A 16,932-nucleotide genomic window follows, 5' to 3' on the forward strand; every position below is an offset into this window, starting at 1 on the left:
CGACGGACAACCACCGGACGTGGTCTACCGCGCCGGCACGACGATCATGCAACCCGACCAGGAGGCCCAGAGAGTAGCTTAGAAAACGCCAGATCCTGTCCAAGGATCGGGGAGCACCTCCTTCCTCCTTCGCTGAAAGCTCTGCCTCAAGTCTTCGCGGAAGACTTGCGAAAAAGCCTTCGAAGGCTTTTCTCAGCCCTCGTAGACCGTCGCCAGATCGCCCAGGTAGTTGTTCCAGGCAAACCAGTAGGCGATGTGCCCCGCGACCCGCGGCAGCCGCGTGCCGTCCGCTGCGACGAGTGCGTCCTCGGTCAGCCGCCAGGTCTCGCCACCTGACACCAGCGCCCCGTCGCGCGTCTCGAACCTGCGGTCGCCACGCTCGTAGGCGCGCGCACTCCGGCTCTCGGGGTCGCCGAGGAGTACGAGCGGCGTCGCCCCGATCGCATCGTTGATGACCGGACGCTCCGCGAAGGCCCCGAGCGGCCAGGCCCGCGCCGCGCCGGTGGTGCGCACGGCGAAGACGTAGTCCTTCTGGGCATGGATCGCCTGGTCCACCCGTGCCGGAAACATCAGGTCCGGCGAGGCGAAATAGTCAGCGTAGACCACGCCCGCGCCGTAGTCGCGCCGATGCCCGGTGTCGAGCGACAGGACGGTCGTGCCGGGGTTGGCCGCGCGCCACTTGGCCCAGGTCGTGATGACGACGGGGCGTTGCCGCAGGGCGATATCGCGCCCGACGAAGGGGCCGATGACGGGACGGCCGGTGAACTGGTTCCAGAGCGTGTGGGAGTCGCGGTCGAACATCAGCTTGTTGGAGCGGTAGAGGAACCCCGAAGAGCCAAAGACGAGCGGCTCGGAAAAGCCCGGCACCTGCGTCTCGAAGAGGATGCCCGAACCGCAGAGCGTGCAATAGGCGAGCGCCACGGGCACGCCGCCGATCACGTCGTTGAACATCTCGTGCCAGCCCATGATGCGCAGGGGATAGGCACGGGTGTCGCCGTTGATCGAGACGCCGAAGACGAGATCCTCGTCGCGCAGGTAGTCCGCCGCGCCGGCGTCGATCATCGCGGGATTGTCCAGCGAGGGGATGCCGTCCTTCCTGACGCCGCCCCAGGTCACCTCCTCGAAGCGGATGCGCGTCTCGGCCGGGTCGAGGTATTCGGGGCGCAGGAAGACGTCGAACTCCGGGTCGATCTGCAACAGGACGTCGCGGGTGAACTGCACCGTCACGGGATGCGGGACGATCTGCGGATTGACCTCCTGCCAGAGCATCCAGGCGAACCAGTCGGTCCCGTGGTCCTGTCCGGTGATCGTCTCGAGCGTGGCGGCGATGGCTCCGCGGCGACTGCGGCTGAAGCGGAGCGCGCGGATGAGCGCCGCGGCCATGTCCGGGGTGCCCCTCTCCGCGATGAGTGTGAGGCCCGCGCGGTGGTCGGCCTCGGAGCCCCAGAGCTGGTAGTTGAGCGCGTCGCGCAGGGCGCTGGCCTCGGGCGTCTGCGCCCCCGCGGCGTGCGGCAGGGCGGTGGCGAGGGTGATGGCGGCGAACTGGCGGCGGGTCAGGTGCATGGGCGCTCCGGTCTGGTCCGGGACAAGACTGGCGGTGCGCCGCGCTCACCTGCAAACCAACAGATCGTGAACGCGAAACCGCCCCGCGGGCAGGGCTGGCGGGGCGGTCTCTCTTTAGTCCGGTCGCGCGCTCAGAGGCTGGCGATCCACTCATCCACCTTGCGGCGCGCCTCTTCCTTGTCGTCGCCGTAGCGCTCCTGGATCTTGCCCTCGAGCACCTCGCGATCGCCGTTGGCCTGGGCGATGTCGTCGTCCGTCAACTCGCCCCATTGCTGCTTGGCCTGGCCGGTGAATTGCTTCCAGTTTCCTTCGATCTGATCCCAGTTCATGCTGTCTCTCCTTGCAGGTTCATGGATGAACGAAACGCGGCGCGGACCGGGATGTTCCGATTGACGCGACGCATCGGGGGACGCCAGATGCAGTCATGATCGCAAGGGGCGGAGATGACACGATTTCTGGAATGGCTGGGCTTGACAGACCTTCCAAACTTTTCGCGCGCCCGTCCGCTCGGGGCATTTCTGGGCTTCGTCTTGATGCTCTGCGTGCTGCTGGGTCTAGCGGTGGCCGTTGCCGCGGTCGCGCGACTGGCCGGGGCGATGCTCGGACTCGATGGCGGCCCGATGGACTCTGCGCTCGTGCGCAACCTCGGGCTCCTCCTTGTCGCGCTCTTCGGGGCACCGTTCCTGGTCTGGAGAACGATGGTGGCACAGCGGCAGGCCGATACGGCGGACGCCGCGCTCCTCAACGAGAAGATCCGCGATGCCGCGACGGGGCTCTCGGCCCGGCGGCAGGTCTCGGGGGACGATGAGCGGGACCGGTGGGAGGATGACGTGGTCGCGCGGGTCCGCGCGATCGACACGCTGGAGGCGCTGGCAGGCGAGCGACCGGACGAGGCCCGCCGGATCGAGCGGCTGCTGGCGAGCTACGTGCGTGGAACGTTTCCTGCGAGGAGCTTGGAGCCGACGGAAGAGTTGGAGCGGCGCAAGGCGCCCCGGCTTGATTTGCAAGCAGCGGTGTCGGCGCTCGGGCGCCTGCACGGGGTTTTGGTCGCGCGGGGCGAGGTGGACTATCGGCTGGACCTGAGGACCTGCGACTTTGACGGGGTGGACTTCAGCGACGGGAATTTCTTCGCGGCGGATTTGGCTGGGTCACGGATGGAAGGGGCAGTCTTTCAGAGTGCTATTTTTGACGGCTGCCGGCTTTGGGGCTGCCTTCTGAACTACGGAGCCTTTCACGGAGCCAATTTCAAAGGTGCCAAGTTTGACCGCGCAACGCTGAACAAGCCTATCCCTGCCACCGGAGGGATGAATGAATTCGTGTTGGCAGAGACTTTGATCGGAGCGACCTTCATCGGTGCCGATATGAGAGCTGTAGACTACCTCGGAGAAGGTGGGGATGACGCATGCACGTTCGGGACCTCGGATACGCGTCTCAATGAGAACCTGTTGTCTAATGAGACAAGCCAGTCCGATCTGAGGTTGGCAAGCCGCGCACGATCAAGAGCAAAACGGGGTCAGCCTCTAAAGGCTTCCGAGGACGATGCGCTGAGAAAGGTAGATGCAAGTTGCCTTCGCCATTGGAGCCATGTGAAGAATGGTGACCTTATGCTCGGTGGCCAAGTCAGCGACTTCTACGAGGCCCTCGACATGAAACGCTGGCCCTACTGGGAAGGCCACTAGCCTCCCGGCCCGCCCTCACATCTCGATCGCGTAGCTCTCGATCACCGTGTTCGCGAGGAGCTTTTCGCACATGGCGGTCACATCGGCTTCGGTCGTGCCCTCGGCGAGGTCGAGCTCGATCAGCTTGCCCTGGCGCACGCCCTCCACCCCGTCGAAGCCCATCGCGCCGAGCGCGTGGCGGACGGCCTCGCCTTGGGGATCGAGCACGCCGGTCTTGAGCATGACGGTGACTTTGACTTTCATCGGCCGGGCCTTCGTCGTGGGGTCAGTTGATGAGCGTCGGCCGCGTGACCGGACCGGAGTTCGCGGGCAGCACGCCGAGGCGGCGGGCCACCTCGGTGTAGGCGTCCGTGAGCGAACCGAGGTCGCGGCGGAAGACGTCCTTGTCGAGCTTCTTGCCGGTCTCGATATCCCAGAGGCGGCACGAATCCGGGCTGATCTCGTCGGCGAGGATCAGGCGCTGGAAGTCGCCGTCCCAGACGCGGCCGATCTCGATCTTGAAGTCCACGAGCTTGATGCCGACGGCGAGCATGCAGCCCGACAGGAAGTCGTTGACCCTAAGGGCGAGCGCGACGATGTCGTCGAGGTCCTGCTGGCTGGCCCAGCCGAAGGCGATGATGTGCTCCTCGGCGACGAGCGGATCGCCCAGCTTGTCGTCCTTCAGGCAGAACTCGATGATCGGGCGCGGCAGCGGCGTGCCCTCCTCGATGCCGAGGCGCTTGGACATGGAGCCGGCGGCGACGTTGCGCACGATCACCTCGAGCGGGACGATCTCGCAGGCGCGGATCAACTGCTCGCGCATGTTGAGGCGCTTGATGAAGTGGGTCGGCACGCCGACCTGGCCGAGGCCTTGCATGAAGAACTCCGACAGGCGGTTATTCAGGACGCCCTTGCCGTCGATCACATCCTTCTTCTCGGCGTTGAAGGCGGTGGCATCGTCCTTGAAATACTGGACGAGCGTGCCCGGCTCGGGGCCCTCGTACAGGATCTTGGCCTTGCCCTCGTAGACCTTCTTGCGTCTGGCCATCATGCCCCTCGGGAATTGTTGGTGCCGCCTCATAGGCGCTTCCGCGGCCTTTGCCAAGCGAGGTCCCTTGCGCGCCCGCGCCGCGCGGCACATATCGGGGACACAGCCCAAGAGGAGAGACCCGATGTCCAACAGCTTCAGCGACCGCGAGAAGAGCTTCGAGAACAAGTTCGCCCATGACGCGGAGTTGCAGTTCAAGGTCGAGGCACGGCGCAATCGCCTGCTGGGCGAATGGGCCGGCGGCCTGCTGGGCAAGGAGGGCGATGCGCTCAAGGCCTATGCGACCGAGGTGGTCAAGTCCGACTTCGAGGAAGCGGGCGACGACGACGTGCTGCGCAAGGTCGCGGGCGATCTGGGCGAGAAGGTTCCCTCGGCGGAGATCCGGGCCAAGATGGACGCCCTCATGGTCGAGGCCAAGAGCCAGATTATGTCGGAGCTGAGTTAAGCCCGCTTAGGCGGCGGGCGTCGACATGCGCGCAGCTCATCTCTGTCATGCGGAATATGAGTTTGCCTAAACCACCGAAGCGGGTGACAAGGCGCGACCGATCGACCGCTTCCGGAGGCCTCCCATGCCCGATGCCCTCACCGCCCTCCTGAAAGGCCGCGACTGGCTGCTCGCCGACGGTGCGACGGGGACGACGCTCTTCAACATGGGGCTCGCCTCGGGCGATGCGCCCGAACTCTGGAACGAGACGGCCCCCGACAAGATCCGGGCACTCTACAGCGGGGCGATCGAGGCGGGGTCGGACCTCTTCCTGACGAATACCTTCGGCGGCAATGCCGCGCGACTGAAGCTGCACGGCGCGGAGGCGCGCGCGCACGAGCTGTCGCGCATGGGTGCCGAGATCGGGCGGGAGCTGGCAGATGCGGCGGGTCGCCCGGTGATCGTCGCGGGCTCCATGGGGCCGACGGGCGAGATCATGGCCCCGATGGGCGCGCTCACGCACGACGCCGCGGTCGAGATCTTCCACGAGCAGGCCGAGGGCCTGAAGGCGGGCGGGGCCGACGTGCTCTGGGTGGAGACGATCTCCGCGCCCGAGGAGCTGCGCGCCGCCGCCGAGGCCGCAGACCGCGCCGACATGCCCTGGTGCATCACGATGAGTTTCGACACGGCGGGGCGCACGATGATGGGCACCACGAGCGCCGAGATGACGCGGCTCATCGGGAAACTCGCGCACAAGCCCGTCGCCTACGGGGCGAACTGCGGCGTGGGCGCGTCCGACCTTCTGCGCACTGTGCTGGGCTTCGGCGCGACCGAGCAGCCGCTCATCGCCAAGGGCAATGCGGGCATCCCGAAGTATCACGACGGACACATCCACTACGACGGCACACCGGAGCTGATGGCCGACTACGCGGTGCTGGCGCGGGATGCGGGCGCGCAGATCATCGGCGGCTGCTGCGGCACGACGCCCGATCACCTGCGCGCGATGCGGGCCGCGCTCGAGACGCGGTCGAGAGGTCCGGCCCCGACACTCGACGAGATCGCGGCGCGGCTGGGCGGCTTCTCGTCCGAGAGCGACGGTACCGACGGGGCCGGTCCCGTGCGCACCCGCACCGGCGGCCGCCGCCGGCGCGCGCCCGCCTGAGACGACCTCCATGCGTGGCATGACGGCGGCGCTGTGGCTGCTGCTGGCCGGCGGCGGAACGATCGTTGCTGCGGCCTGGGCGGCACGGCTGCATCCGATACTCGATTCGCTCGGCGTCGGATTGCCCGCGGCGCTTGCGGTCCTGACCCTGTCGGCGGTTGCCGGCGTCGCGGCGAGGCGTCGCCGCCTGGCATCGCTCGCGGCCGGCATGGCGCTGGCGGGGGCTGCCCTCCTCCCGCTCGGAGGACAGGACGCGCCGTCGGAGCCGATCCGTCTGATACAGCACAATCTTCTATTCAATAACGATGCGGGCGATCTGGCCGATCGGCTCGAAGGGGCGGACGTCGCCACCTTGCAGGAAGTGAACGCGGCGCGGCCCGCCGTCGCGGCCCTGCCCGCCCCGTGGCGGGCCCAGGTCTGCGCCTATACGGCCGTCGGTGACACCGCGGTCGCGACACGCTGGCCCATCCTGGAGGCGGGCTGCATGGACGGCGGAAGCTGGCTGCGCGCGGAGACGCCGGCGGGAGCGGTCACCTTCGTGTCTCTCCACCTGCGCTGGCCCTGGCCCAAGGGGCAGGCGGCGCAGGTCGCCGATCTGCTGCCCGGGTTGAGTGCCCTGGCCGCGCCCGTGGTCGTCGGGGGCGACTTCAACCAGACCCCCTGGTCGGCGAGCGTCGCGCGCGTCGGAGCGGCGACGGGCACCGCCCCCCTGCCCGGTCTGCGGATCACCCTGCGGCAGTTCGATGGTTGGCTGCGATTGCCCATCGACCACGTTCTGGTGCCCGAGGGCTGGAGCGGCCGCGCGGAGACGACGGGGTTCCACGGCTCCGACCACCGTGCCCTGGCGGCCGAAATCGGTGCGGAGATCGCCCGATGACACCGTTGCCACCCATCACGCGGGGCAATTGCCCTGCCCCGCGCCTAGAAGAGCGACATCTGCGAGCCCGGCACCGTGAAGAGATCCGTGCGCACGGGCGGCAGCCGGCGCAGGAAGCCTGCGGCACGGCAGGCGCGGCGAAAGCGGCTCTGGAGCAGATCCGCATGGACGCCCGCGCCGCGCATCCGGTGGCCGTAGCCCGCGTCGTAGAGCTTGCCGTCGTGGAATTGCCGGATGCGATTGAGCACCTTGCGCGCCTGCCCCGGCACATGGGTGCGCAGCCATTCCTCGAAGAGCGGCGCGACTTCGAGTGGCAGGCGCAGGGGGATCATGCTTGCCGCCACGGCCCCGACATCGGCGGCGGCACGGACCACCGCCTCGACCTCGTGATCGGTCAGGCCCGGAATGATGGGCGAGACCATGACGCGCACCTGCACCCCGGCCCGCGCGAGCCGCTCGATGGCCTTGAGCCGCCGCGCGGGCACCGGCACCCGCGGCTCCATGCGGCGCGCGAGGTCGGCGTCGAGCGTCGTGACCGAGAGGCCCACGCGCACGAGATCAGGGCCCATCTCGGTCAGGATGTCGATGTCGCGTTCGACCATGGTGCCCTTGGTGGCGATGCCGACCGGGTGGGCATGATCGCGCAGCACTTCGAGGATGGACCGCATCAGCCGACGGCCCCGCTCGATCGGCTGATAGGGATCGGTGTTGGTGCCCAGCGCGATGAGGGCCGGCCGGTAGGACGGGGCCGCGAGTTCGCGCCGGAGCGCCTCGGCCACGTTCGGGCGGGCGACGAGCCGGGCCTCGAAGTCGAGTCCGGGGGAGAGGCCGAGATAGGCGTGGGTCGGGCGCGCGAAGCAATAGATGCAGCCGTGCTCGCACCCGCGATAGGGGTTGATCGAGCGATCGAACGGCACGTCGGGCGAGCGATTGCGGATGATCGCGCGACCGATCACCTCCTCGCGCACCTCCGTATCGAGCCGCTCGGGCAGCGGGACCTCGTAGCGATAGGGCTCGAACCGACCCGTCTCGTTCGAGAGCGCGCCACGCGCGGGCAGGTTCGCAAGGTCGTTCGGTCTGTGATCCATGGTCCGGCCCTCGCTCGGCAGAATGGAACAAAAATAGAACATTTGGGATCTGGCGGCAAGATCGGTCGCGCCGCACCCTCCCGATGTCGCTTTTCATGCGGACCCCGGGGCTTGCCGGGCCGCACATCTTGGAAAACACGCCCCCGGAGGTTCCATGTCCGACGAAGATGACATCATTCTGAGCGAGCTGAACGACGAAGAGCTCGTCCAGCAGATGTTCGACGACCTCTACGACGGTCTGAAGGAAGAGATCGAGGAGGGCGTGAACATCCTTCTGGAGCGCGGCTGGGAGCCCTATCGCATCCTGACCGAGGCGCTCGTGGGCGGCATGACGATCGTCGGCCACGACTTCCGGGACGGCATCCTCTTCGTGCCCGAGGTCCTGCTTGCTGCGAATGCGATGAAGGGCGGGATGGCGATCCTGAAGCCGCTCCTCGCGGAAACCGGCGCGCCGCGCGTGGGCAAGATGGTCATCGGCACCGTGAAGGGCGACATCCACGACATCGGCAAGAACCTCGTCGGCATGATGATGGAGGGGGCCGGTTTCGAGGTCGTCGACATAGGCATCAACAACCCGGTCGAGAACTACATCGAGACCGCGCGGACCGAAGGCGCGGACATCATCGGAATGTCGGCGCTGCTGACGACGACGATGCCCTACATGAAGGTCGTGATCGACGGCCTCGTCGCCGAGGGTATCCGCGACGACTACATCGTGCTCGTCGGCGGAGCCCCCCTGAACGAGGAATTCGGCAAGGCGATCGGGGCCGACGCCTATTGCCGCGACGCCGCCGTCGCGGTGGAGACGGCGAAGGAATGGATGGCGCGCAAGCACAACCAGATGTCGGCGTGATCCGGACCGGCACGCAAGCGGGAGCCAGCCCCCGCACACGGCTTTTCGCGGGGGCCAGCCCCCGCACCCCCGGCGTATTTCCGGCCAGAGGAAGACGCGGGCTGCGTGCTCGGGCAACCGGTTCGGGGGCCACATGACGCTGACACTGCATCTGGCGGCTGGGACGATTTCGATGTGCGTCCACGCGGCGCTCGAGGAGGCCGGGCTGCCGCATGATCTGGCCTGGGTCGATTTCGGCACCGGGGCGCAGGGGCAGCCGAACTATCTGAAGGTCAACCCGAAGGGCCGCGTCCCCGCCCTCGAGATCGACGGCGCTGTCCTGACGGAAGCCCCGGCGCTCCTCGAATGGGTGGCCGAGGCAGGGGGCGGCGCACTGATGCCGCGCGATCCGCTCGAGGCGGCCCATGTGCGCGAGATGATGAGCTACCTCGCCTCGACCGTGCACGTGAACCATGCCCACAAGATGCGGGGCCACCGCTGGACGGACGACCCTGCCGCGCAGGCCGCGATGCGTGCGGGCGTGCCGGGCACCATGACGGCCTCGGCGCGGTTCCTCGACGCACGGCTCCGGGGCGACTGGGTCGGGCCCGATTTTTCGGTCGCGGACCTGCACCTCTGGAACATCACGCGCTGGATGCCCGGCGACGGCGTCGACATGGACGCGGTCCCTGCCCTGCGCGCGCATCACGACCGGGTGGCCGCCCGCCCAGCAGTTGCGCGCGTCATCGCCCTGCATGAAGCGGCCGCCTGAGCCGCCCATTGCGAAGCGCCGCGGCGGACCCGATATTGGAAAGAGACCCGGAGGATGCCATGCCGCTCGACCGTTTCGTCCTGATCCTGTTCATCGTGGTCGTCGCCGCCGGCGCGACGATCTGGCTTGGCGCGATCGTCGCGGCGAGTTTCGCCCTGCCGTTCGGTGCCGTGGCGCTGCTGCCGGCGGCGCTGGTCGGCTACGTGGTCTTTCGTGTGGTGGCGGACCGGCTGGGCAATGCCGAGGACGACCACTACGACGACATGAAGTGACGAAGGGAGCCGCAGCATGATCCTGACGACGACGAACGACGTGCCCGGTCGCGACATCGTGACCTGCCTGGGGCTCGTGAAGGGCTCGACCGTGCGCGCCAAGCATATCGGTTCGGACATCGTGGCGAGCCTGCGCAACGTGGTGGGCGGCGAGGTGAAGGAATATGCCTCGCTCCTGACCGGGGCGCGGGAACAGGCGATCGACCGGATGATCGCCGAGGCGCGGGATCTGGGCGCGGATGCGATCGTGGGCCTGCGGCTCGAGACTTCGACCATCACGCAGGCCGCCTCGGAGGTCATGGCCTACGGAACGGCGGTGACCCTGCGGTGATCGACGACGCCGCGCTGCGCGACGAAGGGTTCGCCGCTACGGGCGGCGGCCGCGTTCTTGTCGTCGCCTGCGGGGCCCTTGCCCACGAAATCCTGGCCATCAAGGCGACGAACGGACTCGACCACCTCGATCTGCAATGCCTGCCTGCGATCCTGCACAACCACCCCGACCGTATTGCCCCCGCGGTGGAGTCCGCGGTCACGGAGCGCCGCGACGCCTATGAGCGCGTCTTCGTGGCCTATGCCGATTGCGGCACCGGCGGCGCGCTGGCGACGACATGCGCGCGACTCGGGGTCGAGATGATTGCCGGCCCGCATTGCTATGCCTTCTTCGATGGGCTGGACCGCTTCGCCGCCCGCGACGAGATCGACGCCTTCTACCTCACCGATTTCCTGGCCCGGCAATTCGACGCCTTCGTGACCCGGCCCCTGGGCCTAGACCGGCATCCGGAGCTGCGCGAGGCCTATTTCGGCAACTACCGCACGCTCGTCTATCTGGCGCAGACCGAGGACGCGGCGCTGACCGAACGAGCCCGCGCCGCGGCGGCGGCGCTCGGCCTCGCTTTCGAGCGGCGGTTCGTGGGCTACGGAGAGCTGACGGATGCGCTGACCTCCGCCTGAATTTGAGGCGTTTTTTCTGGCGGCTTTACCTTTTCGTTTCTGCAAAGCCGTGTTATTGATTTCACGTTACTAATGTCTTGGGTGCCGAGTGCATCCCGCGCGCCCCCCGGCGCCGGGATGTTTTTAAGTCCGGCCGCTCGTGCTTCTGCACAGACGTCCCCGCATGTGCACCCACCTGCCGGGTGGCCGGACGCCACGCCTCTTTCCATTCGACGGATGCAGGTCAGCGCGAGCCGACGCACGCGCGTCGGCCCTTCACCCCGCCCATCCGGTGCCGTAAGACGCCTGCGAACCACCGCCGGAGGCCCAAATGACCGATCCCGCCATCACCCCGGACCTGATCGCGGGCCACGGCCTGAAGGACGACGAATACGCCCGCATCCTCGAGATCATGGGGCGGGAGCCGACCTTCACGGAACTCGGCATCTTCTCGGCCATGTGGAACGAGCACTGCTCCTACAAGTCCTCGAAGATCCACCTCAAGAAGCTCCCGACGACGGGACCGCAAGTCATCTGCGGGCCGGGCGAAAACGCGGGCGTCGTGGACATCGGCGACGGGCAGGCCGTGGTCTTCAAGATGGAGAGCCACAACCACCCCTCCTACATCGAGCCCTACCAGGGCGCGGCGACCGGCGTCGGGGGCATCCTGCGCGACGTCTTCACCATGGGTGCGCGGCCCGTGGCGTCGATGAATGCGCTGTCGTTCGGGGAGCCGTCGCATCCGAAGACGCGCCAGCTCGTCCACGGGGTCGTCGAGGGGATCGGGGGCTACGGCAACTGCTTCGGCGTGCCGACGGTCGGGGGCGAGGTGCGTTTCGACGCGAGCTACAACGGCAACTGCCTCGTTAACGCCTTCGCGGCCGGGATCGCGGATGCGGACAAGATCTTCTATTCCGCCGCCTCGGGCGTGGGGCGGCCCGTGGTCTATCTGGGCGCCAAGACGGGACGCGACGGCGTGGGCGGGGCCACGATGGCCAGCGCGGAATTCGACGACACCATCGAGGAGAAGCGCCCGACCGTGCAGGTGGGCGACCCCTTCACCGAGAAGCGCCTCATGGAAGCGACGCTGGAGCTGATGGCGACGGGCGCGGTCGTCTCGATCCAGGACATGGGGGCCGCCGGACTCACGTGTTCCGCCGTCGAGATGGGCGACAAGGGCGGCCTCGGCATCCGACTCGACCTCGATGCGGTGCCCGTGCGCGAAGAGAACATGACGGCCTACGAGATGATGCTCTCCGAGAGCCAGGAGCGGATGCTCATGGTCCTCGACGCCGAGAAGGAGGACGTGGCCCGCGCCGTCTTCGAGAAATGGGATCTCGATTTCGCCATCGTCGGCGAAACGATCGCCGAAGATCGTTTCCTGATCGTGCACAATGGCGAAACACGCGCCGACCTGCCGCTCTCGACCCTCGCCTCCTCGGCACCCGAATACGACCGACCGTGGGAGCCGACGCCCCCGGCCGAACCACTGGGAGAGGTCGAGGAGGTGGATGCGATCGACGGCCTGCGCAGCCTGATCGGCGGGGTGAACCATTGCGCGCGTGGCTGGATCGTCGCGCAATACGACACGCAGGTCATGGGCGACACGGCCGTCCTGCCGGGCCTCGACGCGGGCGTCATCCGCGTGCACGGCACGACGAAGGGCCTGGCCTTCACCGCCGATGTCACGCCGCGCTACGTCAAGGCGAACCCGGTCGAGGGCGGCAAGCAGGCGGTGGCGGAGGCCTATCGCAACCTCGTCGCGCGCGGTGCGCGGCCGCTGGCGACGACCGACAACCTCAACTTCGGCAACCCCGAGAAGCCCGTGATCATGGGGCAGTTCGTCGGCGCGCTCGACGGGATCGGGCAGGCCTGCGCCGCGCTCGACATGCCGATCGTGTCGGGCAACGTCAGCCTCTACAACGAGACCGACGGCACCGGCATCGACCCGACGCCCACGATCGGGGCCGTGGGCCTGATCGAGGAGATTTCGAAGCGCATCGACGGCCGCGCGCAGGACGGGATGCTCGCGCTCCTCATCGGCGGCGAAGGCACGCATCTCGGCCAGTCGGCGCTTCTGGCGGAGCACATGGACCGGCGCGCGGGCGACGCCCCGACCGTCGATCTGGAGGTGGAACGGCGGCACGGGGAGTTCGTGCTCGACAATCGCGCCTACATCACATCCTGCACCGACCTGTCGGACGGCGGGCTCGCGCTCGCGGCCTTCACCCTGGCCGAGGCGGCGGGCCTCGGCGTCACGCTCGACGTGACCGGCACCGCGCAGCTTTTCGGGGAGGACCAGGGCCGCTACCTTCTGGCCTGCACCTTCGATTGTGCCGAGGCGCTGATGGTGGCGGCGGGCCAGGCGAGCGTGCCGCTCACCATGGTCGGGCAGTTCGGCGGCGACACACTCAACCTCGGTGGTGCCGAAGCCCAGATGAGCGAGCTCTCCGCGCTCTATCGCTCGGCTTTCGAAACGGCCTTCGGCTGACCGGCATGCGGCGCGCGGCCTTCACCTTCGGATATCTGCTTCTGGCCCTCGTGGCGCTCGGGGCGGCGGTGATGCTGCAGATGACGGGGGCCTTCGCGCTGGTGAATGCCGCCTGCGTCGACGGGGTCGAGACGGGAACGGTGCTCGCCACGCAGGCCCGGGTCTTCATCGTGCTGGCCGTCTTCTCCTTCGGGCCGCTCTTCGTCGTGCATCGCGTCGTGCCGGCCCTGTTCTGGCCCGCGCTCGCCCCCGCGGCTCTGGCCGTGGCCGGCTGCGTCGCCGAGACGATCCGCATCGCAACGGCCCCGATGCTGAGCGAACCGGTCTGCACCGGCGCGGCGGCGGCGGGCTTCGCGCAGCTGTCGGGCCTTGGCGCGCTCCTGATGCTCGCGGCCTTGGCCGCACATGTGATCGTGGCGATCCGGGGGGTCCGGGCGCTGGCGCGCGCCGCGGGCTGACCGCCGCCGCGGCCTGCACGGGGCCTGCACGGGCGATGCACCGCGGATGCACCCAAGGGGTGGCACACCCGAGGGCATGGAACACCGTGCCTCCCTCCCGCTTTTCTCGCTGACCTATCTTCCCGCGGCCATGTTGGCCGGGGGGACCACCCTCGTCGCATCGACCATCGCCGCACTGACCCTCGGGGACAGCGCGACACCCTGTGCCGACGGCGTGACGGCGGCGGCGGGCGTGAGCCTCGCCCTCATGGTCTCGGGCCTGCCCATGGTGCACCTCGGCCGTCGCGCGCTTGGTGATGTGGTCCGGGGCGGCGCGCCGGTCTGGGCGCTTCTGGCGCTGTTCTGGTTCGGCGCGGCGCTCAATGGGGCTGGGTGCATTGCCGGTGACGGGTGGCGACCAGCGCCGGTGGACCATTTCGCGCTCGCGACGCTCGTCTTTGGAGGCGCGACGCTGGCCGTCTTCGTCATGGGAACGTGGCGGCTCACGCGGCCCGCTCGCCGGAGCGGGGCATGAACGCGGCTCGCGCCGCGCGTATCGCGGCCTTCGCCGTCATCTATCCGGTCTTGGCGCTCCTGAGCGTCTACGTGGCGATCGAGGTCACCTGGGAGGCTGCGGTGCAACGCCGTGTCGCCCACGCCGCCCTGCCCCTCGTGACCGCGCTGGGCGGAACCTTGGGGGCCCTTCTGCTTCTCTGGCTCGGAACCCGGGCCACCGCGAACCCGCGCCTCGCCGCGATCCCGGTCATCGCGACGGTGGCGGCCCTGATGCTTCTGTCGATTACCCAGGCCCTGCCGGGCGGCCTCGCGCAGGACACGCTGGGCTGGCTCTTCCGGTTGGCCGGGGTGTTCCTTCTCCTGTCGACGGGCGTCTATCTCCGCGGGTTGTATCTTCTCTGGCTTGCTCCTCCCGCCGGCGATGCCTAGCTTGTCGGGCGAGCAGAGGAGACACATGCCATGGCCATGCAAGCCCATGAGATCGAGGCCCTGATCCGCGAGGGCTTCCCCGACGCGCAGATCACCATCACGGACCTCGCCGGCGACGGAAACCACTACGCGGCCGAGGTCATCGACGCTTCCTTCGCGGGCAAATCGCGCGTCGCGCAGCAGCGCGCGGTCTATGCCGCCCTGAAGGGCAAGATGGACGGCGCGAACGGCGAGTTGCATGCGCTCGCGCTGACCACGCGCGCGCCGGCCTGACCCGGTGACCGGCTTCTCCGCGATCCTGGCCGGGTTCATCGCCATCGTGCTGGTGGCGCGGGCGGTGTGGATCCTGCGTGCGGAGGCGCAGAGTGACGATGGCGGCCGGCCCCGTGGCATCCCGCCGGGGACCGGGTATACGGAAATCGAGAGTGACTATTCCTCGGGCGTGGGCGGCGGCAACCAGCTGACGACCCGCGTCCCGAAGGATCCGCAGGAATACGCGCGTGCCTTCGTTCCGAAGCGGCGCGGCAAACACGAGGAATGACCCGATGAGCGACGCGAAGACCCAGATCGACGACATGGTGAAGGCGCAGGACGTGGTCCTGTTCATGAAGGGCACGAAGACAATGCCCCAGTGCGGATTCTCGTCGAAGGTGGCGGGCGTACTCAACTACATGGGCGTCGACTATACCGACGTGAACGTGCTGGCCGACGACGCGATCCGGCAGGGCATCAAGGACTACTCCGACTGGCCCACGATCCCACAGCTCTACGTGAAGGGCGAGTTCGTCGGCGGCTGCGACATCATCACCGAGATGACGCTCTCGGGCGAGCTCGACACGATGCTGGAGCAGAATGGCGTGGCCTTCGACAAGGACGCCGCCGACAAGATCCGCGAAGCGAACGCCTGACGGCCGCCTTGTCCGAGATAAACGGCGCGTGTCCCGGCGGACGCGCGCCGTTTCACATTCAGTCCTTGCGACGGCCGTGGGTGTGCTTGCGCAACCGCGAGGCTTCGGGGCGCTTGCGGCCCTTGTAGGGGTTGGCCTCGTTCTGGCTGCGCATGTGCAGGCGGATCGGCGTACCGGGCATGTCGAAATCGACCCGCAGCCCGTTCACGAGATAGCGCGTGTAGCTGTCCGGCATGAGCTCGGGATGCGAGCACATGACGACGAAGCCCGGCGGCCGCGTCTTGACCTGCGTGGCGTAGCGCAGGCGGATGCGCTTGCCCTGCGGCGCGGGGGGTGGATGCTGCTCCAGCATGCCCGACAGCCAGCGGTTGAGCGCGGCCGTGGGCACCCGACGGTTCCAGGTGCCGTGGGCGCGCAGGATCGCCTGGCGGAGGCGGTCCATGCCCCGCCCCGTCTTGGCCGAGACGGTGACGAGCGGCGCGCCGCGCAGCTGCGGCAGGAGACGTTCGAACGCCTCTTTCAGCTGGGCGAGCTTCTCCTGCCGGTTCTCTTCCAGGTCCCACTTGTTGACCGCGACCACGACCGCGCGACCCTCGCGCTCGGCAAGGTCGGCGATACGCAGGTCCTGCGTCTCGAAGGGGATGTCGGCGTCGAGCAATACGACGACCACCTCGGCGAATTTCACAGCTCGAAGACCGTCGGAGACCGAGAGCTTCTCGAGTTTCTCGGTGACCTTGGCGCGCTTGCGCATCCCGGCGGTGTCGAAGAGCCGCGTCGGCACCCCCTCCCAGTCGAAGTTGACGGAAATCGAGTCGCGGGTGATGCCCGCTTCCGGTCCGGTGAGAAGGCGATCCTCGCGGATGATCTGGTTGATGAGGGTGGACTTGCCGGCGTTCGGGCGGCCGACGACGGCGATCTTGAGCGGGTGGCGCGCGGTCGGGGCCCATTCGGCCTCCTCTCCGTCGTCGGGATCATCGATCTCGACGTCGGCCTCGGCCTCCTCCGCCGGCTCCTCCATCTTGGCCTCGATCAGCGGACGCAGGGCGGCGGCAAGATCGGCCATCCCCTCGCCGTGTTCCGCCGAGAGGCCGATGACCTCGCCGAGGCCAAGAGAATAGGCATCGAACATCCCCGCTTCACCGGCACGACCCTCGGCCTTGTTGGCGGCCAGAAGAACGGGATGCCCCTTGCGGCGCAGGATGTCGGCGAAGACCTGATCGGTGGGCGTCACGCCCGTGCGCGCGTCGATCACGAAGAGCGCGGCGTCGGCCATGTCGACCGCGCGCTCGGTCAGGCGGCGCATGCGGCCCTGCAGGCTGTCGTCGGTGGCATCTTCGAGACCCGCCGTGTCGAGGACGGTGAACTTCAGGTCGCCGAGCCGCGCCGCACCCTCCCGCAGGTCGCGGGTCACGCCGGGTTGGTCGTCGACAAGCGCGAGCTTCTTGCCGACGAGGCGGTTGAAGAGGGTGGACTTGCCGACGTTGGGGCGTCCGACGATGGCGAGGGTGAACATCGCTGTCTCCGA

The 16,932-nt window shown here is 68.1% G+C and carries 22 protein-coding genes; 16 read left to right on the plus strand and 6 right to left on the minus strand.

The features are described 5' to 3' along the window. Positions 1-192 precede the first annotated feature (192 nt). Together HSX43_RS11465 and HSX43_RS11470 are read right to left on the minus strand one after the other, a co-directional pair. Complete coding sequence (locus HSX43_RS11465) at positions 193-1,563, minus strand: DUF3179 domain-containing protein (protein ID WP_179380280.1); 1,371 nt, start codon at positions 1,561-1,563, stop codon at positions 193-195. A 131-nt stretch (positions 1,564-1,694) separates the two neighbouring features. Next, positions 1,695-1,892 carry a CsbD family protein gene (locus HSX43_RS11470; protein WP_179380281.1) on the minus strand — a complete coding sequence of 66 codons (198 nt, stop codon included), beginning with the start codon at positions 1,890-1,892 and terminating at the stop codon, positions 1,695-1,697. A gap of 114 nt (positions 1,893-2,006) precedes the next feature. Between HSX43_RS11470 and HSX43_RS11475 the strand changes: the two genes are divergently transcribed. Beyond that, positions 2,007-3,242, plus strand: a complete 1,236-nt coding sequence (locus tag HSX43_RS11475) for a pentapeptide repeat-containing protein (protein ID WP_179380282.1) — start codon at positions 2,007-2,009, stop codon at positions 3,240-3,242. 15 nt (positions 3,243-3,257) lie between these two features. Here the strand turns inward: HSX43_RS11475 and purS are convergent, their stop codons facing one another. Beyond that, a complete protein-coding gene (gene purS, locus HSX43_RS11480; RefSeq protein WP_179380283.1) occupies positions 3,258-3,485 on the minus strand; it encodes a phosphoribosylformylglycinamidine synthase subunit PurS in 228 nt (75 codons plus the stop codon). A 22-nt stretch (positions 3,486-3,507) separates the two neighbouring features. Further along, positions 3,508-4,269 (minus strand): phosphoribosylaminoimidazolesuccinocarboxamide synthase, encoded by a 762-nt coding sequence (gene purC, locus HSX43_RS11485; protein ID WP_179380284.1) that lies wholly within the window; start codon positions 4,267-4,269, stop codon positions 3,508-3,510. Between the two features lie 124 nt (positions 4,270-4,393). On the opposite strand from purC, the gene HSX43_RS11490 reads away from it, so the two are divergent. The 3 genes from HSX43_RS11490 (at position 4,394) to HSX43_RS11500 (ending at position 6,732) form a co-directional block, all read left to right on the plus strand. After that, on the plus strand, positions 4,394-4,714 hold the full coding sequence (locus tag HSX43_RS11490) for a DUF1476 domain-containing protein (RefSeq protein WP_179380285.1): 321 nt from the start codon (positions 4,394-4,396) through the stop codon (positions 4,712-4,714). A gap of 124 nt (positions 4,715-4,838) precedes the next feature. Next, positions 4,839-5,855 carry a betaine--homocysteine S-methyltransferase gene (gene bmt, locus HSX43_RS11495; protein ID WP_179380286.1) on the plus strand — a complete coding sequence of 339 codons (1,017 nt, stop codon included), beginning with the start codon at positions 4,839-4,841 and terminating at the stop codon, positions 5,853-5,855. Positions 5,856-5,865: 10 nt separating this feature from the next. Beyond that, complete coding sequence (locus HSX43_RS11500) at positions 5,866-6,732, plus strand: endonuclease/exonuclease/phosphatase family protein (protein WP_179380287.1); 867 nt, start codon at positions 5,866-5,868, stop codon at positions 6,730-6,732. A 44-nt stretch (positions 6,733-6,776) separates the two neighbouring features. Here HSX43_RS11500 and HSX43_RS11505 read toward each other — a convergent pair whose 3' ends face one another. Beyond that, positions 6,777-7,820: a PA0069 family radical SAM protein gene (locus tag HSX43_RS11505; RefSeq protein WP_235962637.1), complete on the minus strand. Its 1,044-nt coding sequence runs from the start codon at positions 7,818-7,820 to the stop codon at positions 6,777-6,779. Between the two features lie 154 nt (positions 7,821-7,974). On the opposite strand from HSX43_RS11505, the gene HSX43_RS11510 reads away from it, so the two are divergent. The 12 genes from HSX43_RS11510 (at position 7,975) to grxD (ending at position 15,407) form a co-directional block, all read left to right on the plus strand. Then, positions 7,975-8,673 carry a corrinoid protein gene (locus HSX43_RS11510; RefSeq protein WP_179380289.1) on the plus strand — a complete coding sequence of 233 codons (699 nt, stop codon included), beginning with the start codon at positions 7,975-7,977 and terminating at the stop codon, positions 8,671-8,673. Positions 8,674-8,806: 133 nt separating this feature from the next. Further along, entirely contained in the window at positions 8,807-9,424 is a 618-nt protein-coding gene (locus HSX43_RS11515) for a glutathione S-transferase family protein (protein ID WP_179380290.1), read from the plus strand. Between the two features lie 59 nt (positions 9,425-9,483). Then, on the plus strand, positions 9,484-9,696 hold the full coding sequence (locus HSX43_RS11520; RefSeq protein ID WP_179380291.1) for a hypothetical protein: 213 nt from the start codon (positions 9,484-9,486) through the stop codon (positions 9,694-9,696). 16 nt (positions 9,697-9,712) lie between these two features. Beyond that, positions 9,713-10,027, plus strand: coding sequence for a YbjQ family protein (locus tag HSX43_RS11525; protein ID WP_179380292.1), 315 nt, complete (start codon positions 9,713-9,715; stop codon positions 10,025-10,027). Continuing rightward, complete coding sequence (locus HSX43_RS11530; protein ID WP_179380293.1) at positions 10,024-10,647, plus strand: DUF1638 domain-containing protein; 624 nt, start codon at positions 10,024-10,026, stop codon at positions 10,645-10,647. Before HSX43_RS11525 ends, HSX43_RS11530 begins: the two co-directional genes overlap by 4 nt. Before the next feature lie 310 nt (positions 10,648-10,957). After that, positions 10,958-13,117, plus strand: a complete 2,160-nt coding sequence (gene purL / locus HSX43_RS11535) for a phosphoribosylformylglycinamidine synthase subunit PurL (protein ID WP_179380294.1) — start codon at positions 10,958-10,960, stop codon at positions 13,115-13,117. 5 nt (positions 13,118-13,122) lie between these two features. Beyond that, on the plus strand, positions 13,123-13,575 hold the full coding sequence (locus HSX43_RS11540) for a hypothetical protein (RefSeq protein WP_179380295.1): 453 nt from the start codon (positions 13,123-13,125) through the stop codon (positions 13,573-13,575). 76 nt (positions 13,576-13,651) lie between these two features. After that, on the plus strand, positions 13,652-14,089 hold the full coding sequence (locus tag HSX43_RS11545) for a hypothetical protein (RefSeq protein WP_179380296.1): 438 nt from the start codon (positions 13,652-13,654) through the stop codon (positions 14,087-14,089). Next, positions 14,086-14,499 (plus strand): hypothetical protein, encoded by a 414-nt coding sequence (locus HSX43_RS11550; protein ID WP_179380297.1) that lies wholly within the window; start codon positions 14,086-14,088, stop codon positions 14,497-14,499. Before HSX43_RS11545 ends, HSX43_RS11550 begins: the two co-directional genes overlap by 4 nt. A gap of 30 nt (positions 14,500-14,529) precedes the next feature. Further along, positions 14,530-14,772, plus strand: a complete 243-nt coding sequence (locus HSX43_RS11555) for a BolA family protein (protein WP_179380298.1) — start codon at positions 14,530-14,532, stop codon at positions 14,770-14,772. Positions 14,773-14,776: 4 nt separating this feature from the next. Then, positions 14,777-15,040 carry a hypothetical protein gene (locus tag HSX43_RS11560; RefSeq protein WP_179380299.1) on the plus strand — a complete coding sequence of 88 codons (264 nt, stop codon included), beginning with the start codon at positions 14,777-14,779 and terminating at the stop codon, positions 15,038-15,040. Between the two features lie 4 nt (positions 15,041-15,044). Next, the gene (gene grxD, locus HSX43_RS11565) at positions 15,045-15,407 is read left to right on the plus strand and encodes a Grx4 family monothiol glutaredoxin (protein WP_179380300.1); all 363 of its coding nucleotides are present in this window, start codon (positions 15,045-15,047) and stop codon (positions 15,405-15,407) included. Between the two features lie 58 nt (positions 15,408-15,465). Here grxD and der read toward each other — a convergent pair whose 3' ends face one another. Then, complete coding sequence (gene der, locus HSX43_RS11570) at positions 15,466-16,920, minus strand: ribosome biogenesis GTPase Der (protein WP_179380301.1); 1,455 nt, start codon at positions 16,918-16,920, stop codon at positions 15,466-15,468. Positions 16,921-16,932: the final 12 nt, after the last annotated feature.

It is taken from the genome of Jannaschia marina (assembly GCF_013404595.1).
In the GTDB taxonomy this organism is placed as follows: Bacteria; Pseudomonadota; Alphaproteobacteria; order Rhodobacterales; family Rhodobacteraceae; genus Jannaschia; species Jannaschia marina.

Coding starts and splice junctions, on each gene's coding strand:
- HSX43_RS11465 (WP_179380280.1), bottom strand. CDS start 1,563: ATGCACCTGACCCGCCGCCAGTTCGCCGCCATCACCCTCGCCACCGCC.
- HSX43_RS11470 (WP_179380281.1), bottom strand. CDS start 1,892: ATGAACTGGGATCAGATCGAAGGAAACTGGAAGCAATTCACCGGCCAG.
- HSX43_RS11475 (WP_179380282.1), top strand. CDS start 2,007: ATGACACGATTTCTGGAATGGCTGGGCTTGACAGACCTTCCAAACTTT.
- purS (WP_179380283.1), bottom strand. CDS start 3,485: ATGAAAGTCAAAGTCACCGTCATGCTCAAGACCGGCGTGCTCGATCCC.
- purC (WP_179380284.1), bottom strand. CDS start 4,269: ATGGCCAGACGCAAGAAGGTCTACGAGGGCAAGGCCAAGATCCTGTAC.
- HSX43_RS11490 (WP_179380285.1), top strand. CDS start 4,394: ATGTCCAACAGCTTCAGCGACCGCGAGAAGAGCTTCGAGAACAAGTTC.
- bmt (WP_179380286.1), top strand. CDS start 4,839: ATGCCCGATGCCCTCACCGCCCTCCTGAAAGGCCGCGACTGGCTGCTC.
- HSX43_RS11500 (WP_179380287.1), top strand. CDS start 5,866: ATGCGTGGCATGACGGCGGCGCTGTGGCTGCTGCTGGCCGGCGGCGGA.
- HSX43_RS11505 (WP_235962637.1), bottom strand. CDS start 7,820: ATGGATCACAGACCGAACGACCTTGCGAACCTGCCCGCGCGTGGCGCG.
- HSX43_RS11510 (WP_179380289.1), top strand. CDS start 7,975: ATGTCCGACGAAGATGACATCATTCTGAGCGAGCTGAACGACGAAGAG.
- HSX43_RS11515 (WP_179380290.1), top strand. CDS start 8,807: ATGACGCTGACACTGCATCTGGCGGCTGGGACGATTTCGATGTGCGTC.
- HSX43_RS11520 (WP_179380291.1), top strand. CDS start 9,484: ATGCCGCTCGACCGTTTCGTCCTGATCCTGTTCATCGTGGTCGTCGCC.
- HSX43_RS11525 (WP_179380292.1), top strand. CDS start 9,713: ATGATCCTGACGACGACGAACGACGTGCCCGGTCGCGACATCGTGACC.
- purL (WP_179380294.1), top strand. CDS start 10,958: ATGACCGATCCCGCCATCACCCCGGACCTGATCGCGGGCCACGGCCTG.
- HSX43_RS11540 (WP_179380295.1), top strand. CDS start 13,123: ATGCGGCGCGCGGCCTTCACCTTCGGATATCTGCTTCTGGCCCTCGTG.
- HSX43_RS11545 (WP_179380296.1), top strand. CDS start 13,652: ATGGAACACCGTGCCTCCCTCCCGCTTTTCTCGCTGACCTATCTTCCC.
- HSX43_RS11550 (WP_179380297.1), top strand. CDS start 14,086: ATGAACGCGGCTCGCGCCGCGCGTATCGCGGCCTTCGCCGTCATCTAT.
- HSX43_RS11555 (WP_179380298.1), top strand. CDS start 14,530: ATGGCCATGCAAGCCCATGAGATCGAGGCCCTGATCCGCGAGGGCTTC.
- grxD (WP_179380300.1), top strand. CDS start 15,045: ATGAGCGACGCGAAGACCCAGATCGACGACATGGTGAAGGCGCAGGAC.
- der (WP_179380301.1), bottom strand. CDS start 16,920: ATGTTCACCCTCGCCATCGTCGGACGCCCCAACGTCGGCAAGTCCACC.